The organism is Bradyrhizobium sp. GCM10028915 (assembly GCF_042666195.1).
In the GTDB taxonomy this organism is placed as follows: domain Bacteria; phylum Pseudomonadota; class Alphaproteobacteria; order Rhizobiales; family Xanthobacteraceae; genus Bradyrhizobium; species Bradyrhizobium canariense_D.
Genome location: NZ_JBHTFN010000017.1, coordinates 22,975 through 31,277 on the forward strand (window position 1 = coordinate 22,975; position 8,303 = coordinate 31,277).

Genomic DNA, 8,303 nt, shown 5'->3' on the forward strand with positions numbered 1-8,303 from the left:
GGACTGAGGCCGCTCACTCCTTGAAGAACGCAAGCAGGTCCGCGTTGATGGTCTCGGCGTGCGTTGTCGGCATGCCGTGCGGGAAACCCTTGTAGGTCTTCAGCGTGCCGTTCTTCAAGAGCTTGGCCGACAGCGGCGCGGAGTCGGCGTAAGGCACGATCTGGTCGTCGTCGCCGTGCATCACCAGCACAGGCACATTGATCTTCTTCAGATCCTCGGTGAAGTCGGTCTGCGAAAACGCGACGATGCCGTCGTAATGGGCTTTCGCGCCGCCCATCATGCCCTGGCGCCACCAGTTCTGGATCACCGCTTCCGAGGGCTTTGCGCCGGGACGGTTGTAGCCATAGAAGGGGCCGGCCGCGATGTCGCGGTAGAAGCTGGAACGGCCGGCAGCGAGCTGCACCTGGAAATCGTCGAACACGCTCTTCGGCAGGCCGCCGGGATTGGCCTCCGTCTTCACCATCAGCGGCGGCACTGCGGAGAGGATCGCGGCCTTCGCCACCCGGCTCTCGCCGTGGCGCGCGATGTAATGCACCACTTCGCCGCCGCCCGTGGAGTGGCCGACGTGGATTGCGTTCTTGAGATCGAGATGGGCGGTCACCGCCGCAAGATCATCGGCATAATGATCCATGTCATGGCCGTCGGCGACCTGCGACGAACGGCCATGGCCGCGACGGTCATGCGCGATGACGCGATAGCCGCGCGTCACGAAGAACATCATCTGGGCGTCCCAGTCGTCGGCCGACAGCGGCCAGCCATGGCTGAACACGATCGGCTGGCCCGAGCCCCAGTCCTTGAAGAAGATCTCGACGCCGTCTTTGGTGGTGATGGTAGGCATTGTCAGGCTCCTTGAACGATCAGGCGAACGCCATCGGTTTGAAGCGGCGCCAGGCGCCGATGGTGAGCACCACGAAGAACACCAGCACGAGGCCCTGCACCACGGCGAACACCGGCCCTGAGGGCGGCGCGGGCGCCACGGCGGGAGCGAGCGCGGCGAGTGCCGGCACCTTCAGGAACGACTGGATCACCAGCACGAAGACGTTGAAATAGAGCGAGATCATCGCGGTCACGATGTAGACCGGGCGCCACACCCCAGCGAGCTTCATGCCGTAGAGCGCGACGCAGGCGATCGCGAGCAGCACCAGCGAGATGATGCCGATGATATGCGACGGCAGCAGCTCCTTGAACGGAAACAGGAAGCCGGTGGCACTGGTGAGGATCGTGAACGCTAAGAAAATCGCGGTGAGGCCGGGCATCGACTTCGAGCCGAGCAGGCCGAACATCACGACAAGGCCGGCGGCGATGCCGATCAGGCTGATGATGACATGAACCAGCGTGAAGGCGGGCAAGCTCAACCCAAGAACCATGACATCTCTCCTACTCTCCGTATTGAGGTCGGGATTGATATTACGGTCCTCATCGAATTGCCACACGCGCTGGCGTCACACATGCGTGCGCAGCCATGCGTCATCGTGCGAATAGAAAACGCATGGCTGAATTATTTGCACCGCTGTCACAAACGACGGCAGTTGTAGCCCGGATGGAGCGAGGCGAAATCCCGGGCTACGAGTCGACGAAGTCGAATCGCGGTTCACACTTCCTTGGTGTCGAAGATCAACAGGTCGGCGCCGCCACTGGCGAATTTCGGCACGTCAGCGCCGGTCGCCTTGCCTTCCGGGCTAGCGAATGCCGCCTGGATGTCGGCCGTGCTGTCGAAGGTGAGAATGGCGACGAGATGGATTCCGGAAGGTCCAGCGGGGGAGCCGACCGGCCCCTTGCTGATGGCGTACTTCTTCAAGCCTGGAAGTTTCTTGGCGAGCGGAATGTGGGTCTCGGCATAGTATTTGTCGAAGGCCGCAGCATCCGTGGGCGTTTTATACAGCACGACGATTTCAGCCATTTAGTCCTCCCGTTAAGCGCTTCTTTGTCGATCCTCATGGTGAGGAGGCGCGCGAGCGCCCCTGCGGACAATGCTTGCGCATCGCCGCGCGAACCATGCAGGCCCGGCTTTGGCAGCTGGGCCTTCATCCTTCGAGACGCGCGCAATGCGCGCTCCTCAGGATGAGGAGATAGTCACGCATCACACCGCAAGATGGCAAGCCTCATTCGACTTGCCATTTACTTGCCTTGTCCTTGACTAAAGCGCCGGTTTTGCGGCGTCGCCGAGGAAGCCGTGCAGGGAGGCCACGACCTGGGCGCCTTCGCCGATGGCGCCGCCGACGCGCTTGACCGAGCCGGAGCGGACGTCGCCGACGGCGTACACGCCGGGCACCGACGTCTCCAGCGGCGCGACCAGCCGGCCCTGGTTCTGCTCGGACTGCGCGCCTGTGACGACGAAGCCGCCGCGATCGAGCGTGATGCCGCAGCCGTCGAGCCAGTTGGTGGCGGGATCGGCGCCGACGAACAGGAAGAGATTGCGGATGTCGGCGAAATCCTCGTCGGCCGAGAGCCGGCTCTTCCAGCGGATGCGCCGCAGCAGCGAGGCCTCGTCGCCTTCCAGCGCCGTGATCTCGGTGTTGAACATCAGTTCGATGTTCGGCGTGGCTTCGATGCGCTCGATGAGATAGCGCGACATGCTGGCGCCGAGGCCGCCGCCGCGGATGATCATCAGCACTTTTTTGGCGTGCCCCGACAGGAACACAGCGGCCTGCCCCGCCGAGTTTCCGGCGCCGACCAGCGCCACTTCCTCGCCGGCGCAGAGCTTCGCCTCGACCGGCGAGGCCCAATACCAGACGCCACGGCCTTCGAACTTGTCGAGGTTCTCGATCTCGGGCCGGCGATAGCGTGCGCCGCTGGCGACCACCACCGCGCGCGAATGCAGGGGATCGCAGCCGTCAAGCGCCACCGAGAACGCGCCGTCCTTGCGCGTGCAGTCGAGCGACTTCACCGTCACCGGGATCATGATTTCCGCGCCGAACTTTTGTGCCTGGTTGAAGGCGCGCGCGGTCAGGGCCTGGCCGGAAATGCCGGTCGGAAAGCCCAGATAGTTTTCGATGCGCGCGCTGGCGCCGGCCTGGCCGCCGAAGGCGCGGGTGTCGAGCACGGCGACGGAGAGGCCTTCGGACGCGGCATACACGGCCGTGGCGAGCCCGGCTGGCCCCGAGCCGACGATCGCGACGTCGTAGATACGGTCGTTGCGCGGACCGCCGATCATGCCGATCGCGCGCGCAAGCTCGGTTTCGCCGGGATTGCGCAGCACCGCACCATCGGGTGTGACGACCAGCGGCCAGTCGTCCGGCTTGGGCGAATAACGCGCGATGACGTCGGCGGCGTCGCGATCGCGCGCGGGATCGAGCAGATGATGCGGCTGGCCGTTGCGGGTGAGGAAGCCCTGCAACCGCACCACGCCTGCCGAATGCGACGGACCGATCAGCACCACGCCGCCGACGCCGCCCTGGAGCAGATTGACCCGGCGCAGGATCAGCGCGCGCATGATGCGCTCGCCGAGTTCGGCCTCGGCGACCAGCAGCGCGCGCAGCCGCTCCGGCGGCAACAGCAGCGTCTCGACATCGCCTTCGGCGCGGCCGTCGACCAGCGCCGGCCGTCCGGAGAGCTGGCTCAGCTCGGCCAAAAATTGCCCCGGCCCCTGATCGATCAACGGCGTGACATGGCCGAGGCCGTCGCGCTGGGTGATGGCGACGTGGCCCTTGAGCACGACGAACATGCCGGGTCCCGGCTTACCGGTCTCGAACAGGAATTCCCCATCGGCATAGTTGCGGACCTCGCCGAAATGCCTGACACGCTCGATCTCGGCTGGTGTCAGCGCCGGAAAGGTCTGTTCAGGGCGGGTGAACCGCGACATCTGCGCGTCACTCTCGGGTCGTTGCGATTCGTCCTGCCCCATTGCCACGTCCATGCACTCCAAAAATTCTAGTCGCCGGTCTTGCCGGCTATCTCGCCGGCGGCCCCCTCATCTAGGGAACCATCTTCATTCTGCGAGGGGTCGGTGCTTGCGGCGCGTTCGCGCGCCTGCATCTTCCGCCGCTTCAGGTTTTCGCGCAGCGCCGATTTGAGCCGGTCGTCGCGGGACGCCCTCGCCTGTCTGGCGTCCTGCTTCGTGCTCTTGTCGTTCTCGTCTGCCATCACCGGTCCATTACAGCGATCGGCGATAACATGCCCGAGGAATAAGGCGGCTCAAGAGGCCTGCGCGATCCGATCGTGCGAAAATCGAAATGGATCGAATCCGGCGTATCGGGCAACTGGCCAGTTGGGTGGGGATATCGGAACCTATTCCGCGGAAAGTCGGCCGTTTCGCGCCAGAACAGGCATTTTGGCCCCGATATCGACCCGATTTTATCGCTTTGGCAGAGCTAGCAAGCTTGCACAGGAGGGGGCCTTGTGGCAGATATCGGCCCGCTTGGTAGGCCCCTCGTGGCGGCCGATTCTTAATCCCAGCACATGCTGCCGTAGCTCAGTGGTAGAGCACTCCATTGGTAATGGAGAGGTCGACAGTTCAATCCTGTCTGGCAGCACCATTCCCTCGCTCACACATGAAACAGCCTTCTCGCGGCATGAGATGCCCGAGTTTTGCTTCTACCTTGACTCTCCTCTGTGAAGAGGGCGCAGGGAAGACCGGGTGCCGGCTGGCACCCGCGGTCCGCTGCGCGAAAATGTAGCGCAAAAAGACCGCACAGCAGCATACAGGTGACGCCGAACACTCGGCCTTCCCTGCGCAGTGGGTTGACGGCTTATGCCGCGCTCTCCCCGGCGACGAGTTCCTTTTTGTCACCGTCGCCTTGCGAATTGACGATGCATTGAGACCCGGTTGAGCCTCGATCCATCTCCGCAAGGCTTGACCGTAGCAACGACGGCCAGGACCACACGATTTTGCCGTACGCAGCGATCCGGCTTCGCCAAGAGGCTTCGCCGGACAGGCGCCGTTCGTCCGCACGCAACAGGACCTCACGAGGTTCATCTCGCCCTGGTTCCGCCTCCGCGTGCCCGACACTGCCGCGTCCACCGCCCCCCGATCCACGTACGTTACGACGGACGATCGCCCCTCTCCCTGGACCGGGATGGCGGATTGATACTGCGATTCCGAATTTCGGTAAAGTGGAATATTTTTGTGGAGGAGGGTTGACGAGATTTTGCAGGAGAGAGGTGTTTTGCCCGACGGGTCAGATTTGCCTGCCTAGCGCGCGCCTAAGCACGTATATCGCCCCACCTATGGAAGGGGATACAAGCCGACATCGAGCAGACTTCCGCTATGGGGCCAAAAGGGGAAGTGGACCTGCATGTAATGCAGTCTTCGGCGCAATCGATCCTTCTTCTGATAAGATGCCAGTTGCCGCGGTCATTCATCCTTACGTCCACCGCGAGCAATCGTGGCCGCTTCCTGCAACGTAACGGCATGAACCAGCGGGTCTGCGTGGCGATGGACTAACTGCCATTCAGAACCGTCCTTGCGATAGATTTCCGTAACTCGGAGCGACCAGTCTTGTTTTGGTAAGCTCCCGACTTCGGCATATTGCCGCTCGACCATGACGAGAACGACCAGCTTGTCCGATGCATAGGTTTGCACGACCTCCAAGGTCGTCTCACCGTTCTTGAAAAACTGAGATAGCTTCGCCAAACGTTCAGCACTTGCGTCGAACCCGTGGCTAGTTGGGCCGCCGAATGGTTGCATTAACGTGAAGTCACTGGCGATGCGAACAAGGGCCAGCCAACGATCCATGTCCCCGCGCATGAAGGCCGCGTTTTTCGCAGCGGCGCGCTCGATAAGGTGAGCGACGTCGTCACTGGCAGCCACACTAGCGCAAAATCGAGGGGTCAACGATGCCGCAGCGACTGTCGTGATCGCGGACCGCCGTGACAGCGTTCCTGGCCAGTTTGCATGGTGTTTGGTCATTTCAGCTCCTGTGGCTAACGTTGCGCAATCCATGGAGCTTTCAGGGACATGAATCCAGTGATATAACCTCAGCAATATGCTGAACCACATTTCCTTGTCAAAAGTCGATCTTAACTTGCTGCTGGTCTTCCACACTGTGCTGGAGGAGAGCCACGTGGCGCGAGCGGCTAGCCGCTTGAACATCACCCCTTCTGCCGTAAGTCATTCACTTGGGCGGCTACGGCATCTATTTAATGACCCCCTGTTCTTACGGACGCCGAAGGGTGTTGTGCCGACGGAGCGTGCGCTGGAACTCGGCGAGCCAGTAGGAGATATCCTTTCTCGCGTAGGGCGCGTATTTGCTTCAGCTACGCCCTTCGACGCGACTACAAGTAGCCGCCGTTTTTCCATTGGCGCTCCTGATGCGATCATGGACACGGTGATGGGACCATTTGCGGGGCGGCTCAGGAGAAAGGCACCCCGTGCCGACCTGAGCTTGATCCATCTGATGCCAGGGCGGCATGCAAGCGCTGTGGAGCACCCTTGGCGGTCAAGCCTGGAGAAGCTGGAGAAGCGCGAAATCGACTTGGCCATCCTGCCCCTGGGCACAGTGCCAACCCGCTTCCAGGCAAGAAAGCTTTACGATGAGTGTTTCGTGGTCGCGATGCGCAAGGGAAACGGATTCGCCCGCGCACCAACGATTGCTGCATTCTGCAGAGCACAGCATCTTCTTGTGTCGCTCGACGGCGATCCGCGAGGTTTTGTCGACCAACTCCTGGAGAAGCGCGGCCTCCAGCGCCGCATTGTCCTGACCGTGCCCACCTTTATGATGGCACTCACGCAAATTTCAAACTCGGACTTGATAGCAACATTGCCGCGCCGTCTCGTCGAGAGATACGCGGCTCGTTTCGCGCTGCAATTGGTTGAGCTTCCTTTGAAGCGGAAGTCCGATGCAATCATGGCCATTACGACCAAGGCAGCAATGATGGATGCGGGCATTGCGTGGTTGACGGAAGAAATCGCCGCTGAGGTTGGCTCCCTCAGCTGAGGATGTCTCTTATATTCCTTAAAGCACATTTTAGGCCTGTGGGGCCTTAGCGAACCTCAACTTCCCCGCGACCGCCGCTTCGGGGTCACTTGCGGGCATCGCCCGAGCGAGAGCTCCAGTCAGTTTTGGCCAGGAATTGCATAGCATTGCTCGGTGACGAAGCATGATGGGTTTCGCAAGTGCTCTACCCATCCTACGCGAGCTGACTGGATCTACCGCCGACCACGGCGCCACGAGGCCCCGATCAGCCAGAACACGAACCGGACAAACAGGATCGCGGCCGTGATCTGGATCCAAAGGAAACCACCGAGTTCGCGCAAGACAATTTCGGCCTGAGCGCCCCAATAACCAGGAAGCGCATCGCCGACAGCTTCAATAGCGTGCGTGCCTGTTCGCAGAGCCCATCGGACCCACTCAGGCTTGTAAAAGAGCGTCGCGCCGAGCAGAATCCAAGTCAGAAAAGCAGTGCTGACTCTGAAGGAGTGCACCTTGGCGTGGTGCTTGAACGCCGCGAACCGTCCATTATCTCCGGCTTGAGCCATGTTAGTTTCCTATTCGAAGCCTACGGTGCCGGGGAGTTCGTAGGATGGGTACAGCGAAACGAAAATCCATGGAAGATTTGCGCGGTGACGAGACATGATGGGTTTCGCTTCGCTCTACCCATGCTACGCATGTCAACTCTCGTCACCCACCTGATGCCCCGCTAACCGATCGTCTGAACGGCGCAGCCGTCGGCATAGCTCGCGATTGATGTTTTGCAGGACGATCACATAGGTGTGGATATCGGCCTTGTAGCAAGCGTAGAGCTTCTGGGCGGTCAGCTCGTAAAGCACGGTCGGACTCTCCGCGACCACCGTGGCGGATCGATTTTGCATTTCAATCAGCGTCATCTCACCGAAGAAATCGCCGGGCTCCAGAACGGAAATCGGGATGACGTTGCCCGCATTCGCCCGCTTGCTCACCGCCAGCCGGCCGGATTTGACGATGAACAGCGAGCGTCCGGGCTCGCCCTCCGTCACGACGGTTGCTCCGGTATCAAATCGGCACTCAACCAGCATCGACATCAGGAGGTCGAGACTTTGATCCGGGATACCGCCGAAGAACGGTGTGGCGAGCAGGAATGCTCTCAGGTCGGGGACACTGACGGCCATCGCGCGAGGATAATCTTGACCGCCTTCCCGGGCAAGCGGAGCCGATACCAGCGGTAACGACGCCGAACGTGTTGGAACAAGGGGGTCAGCGAAAGTTTCGGAGCTCGTAGGCTGGGCGAAGCGAAGCGTGCCCACCAACCACCATTGATAGATAGATGGTGGGCACGGCGCTACGCGCCTTTGCCCACCCTTGTAATAGCGCGATCAGTTATTCTCGACCTGTTCCGTGAGGAATGGCCTGCCGCGGTTTGCACCCCGCGACAGGCCGCTGGCGATC

Annotated in this window: 9 protein-coding genes and 1 tRNA gene; 2 read left to right on the forward strand and 8 right to left on the reverse strand. The window is 61.4% G+C overall.

Features of this window, described 5'->3' with window-relative positions:
• Nucleotides 1–13 precede the first annotated feature (13 nt).
• The 5 genes from ACFQX9_RS11705 to ACFQX9_RS11725 form a co-directional block, all read right to left on the reverse strand.
• Nucleotides 14–838 (reverse strand): alpha/beta fold hydrolase, encoded by an 825-nt coding sequence (locus ACFQX9_RS11705; protein ID WP_247821033.1) that lies wholly within the window; start codon nt 836–838, stop codon nt 14–16.
• Between the two features lie 19 nt (nt 839–857).
• Nucleotides 858–1,367 carry a hypothetical protein gene (locus ACFQX9_RS11710; protein ID WP_247821032.1) on the reverse strand — a complete coding sequence of 170 codons (510 nt, stop codon included), beginning with the start codon at nt 1,365–1,367 and terminating at the stop codon, nt 858–860.
• A 224-nt stretch (nt 1,368–1,591) separates the two neighbouring features.
• Nucleotides 1,592–1,900 carry an EthD family reductase gene (locus ACFQX9_RS11715; protein ID WP_007615494.1) on the reverse strand — a complete coding sequence of 103 codons (309 nt, stop codon included), beginning with the start codon at nt 1,898–1,900 and terminating at the stop codon, nt 1,592–1,594.
• A gap of 237 nt (nt 1,901–2,137) precedes the next feature.
• Nucleotides 2,138–3,844, reverse strand: coding sequence for an FAD-dependent oxidoreductase (locus ACFQX9_RS11720; protein WP_247821031.1), 1,707 nt, complete (start codon nt 3,842–3,844; stop codon nt 2,138–2,140).
• 26 nt (nt 3,845–3,870) lie between these two features.
• Nucleotides 3,871–4,083, reverse strand: coding sequence for a hypothetical protein (locus ACFQX9_RS11725; protein ID WP_085361131.1), 213 nt, complete (start codon nt 4,081–4,083; stop codon nt 3,871–3,873).
• A gap of 317 nt (nt 4,084–4,400) precedes the next feature.
• On the opposite strand from ACFQX9_RS11725, the gene ACFQX9_RS11730 reads away from it, so the two are divergent.
• Nucleotides 4,401–4,475: transfer RNA gene (locus ACFQX9_RS11730), tRNA-Thr, on the forward strand.
• Between the two features lie 818 nt (nt 4,476–5,293).
• Here the strand turns inward: ACFQX9_RS11730 and ACFQX9_RS11735 are convergent.
• A complete protein-coding gene (locus tag ACFQX9_RS11735; RefSeq protein WP_247820987.1) occupies nt 5,294–5,848 on the reverse strand; it encodes a DUF4440 domain-containing protein in 555 nt (184 codons plus the stop codon).
• A gap of 115 nt (nt 5,849–5,963) precedes the next feature.
• On the opposite strand from ACFQX9_RS11735, the gene ACFQX9_RS11740 reads away from it, so the two are divergent.
• A complete protein-coding gene (locus ACFQX9_RS11740) occupies nt 5,964–6,875 on the forward strand; it encodes a LysR family transcriptional regulator (protein ID WP_317245511.1) in 912 nt (303 codons plus the stop codon).
• A gap of 212 nt (nt 6,876–7,087) precedes the next feature.
• Here ACFQX9_RS11740 and ACFQX9_RS11745 read toward each other — a convergent pair whose 3' ends face one another.
• A complete protein-coding gene (locus ACFQX9_RS11745) occupies nt 7,088–7,417 on the reverse strand; it encodes a hypothetical protein (RefSeq protein ID WP_085361134.1) in 330 nt (109 codons plus the stop codon).
• Between the two features lie 132 nt (nt 7,418–7,549).
• Nucleotides 7,550–8,026: a Crp/Fnr family transcriptional regulator gene (locus ACFQX9_RS11750; protein ID WP_018453100.1), complete on the reverse strand. Its 477-nt coding sequence runs from the start codon at nt 8,024–8,026 to the stop codon at nt 7,550–7,552.
• Nucleotides 8,027–8,303 lie beyond the last annotated feature (277 nt).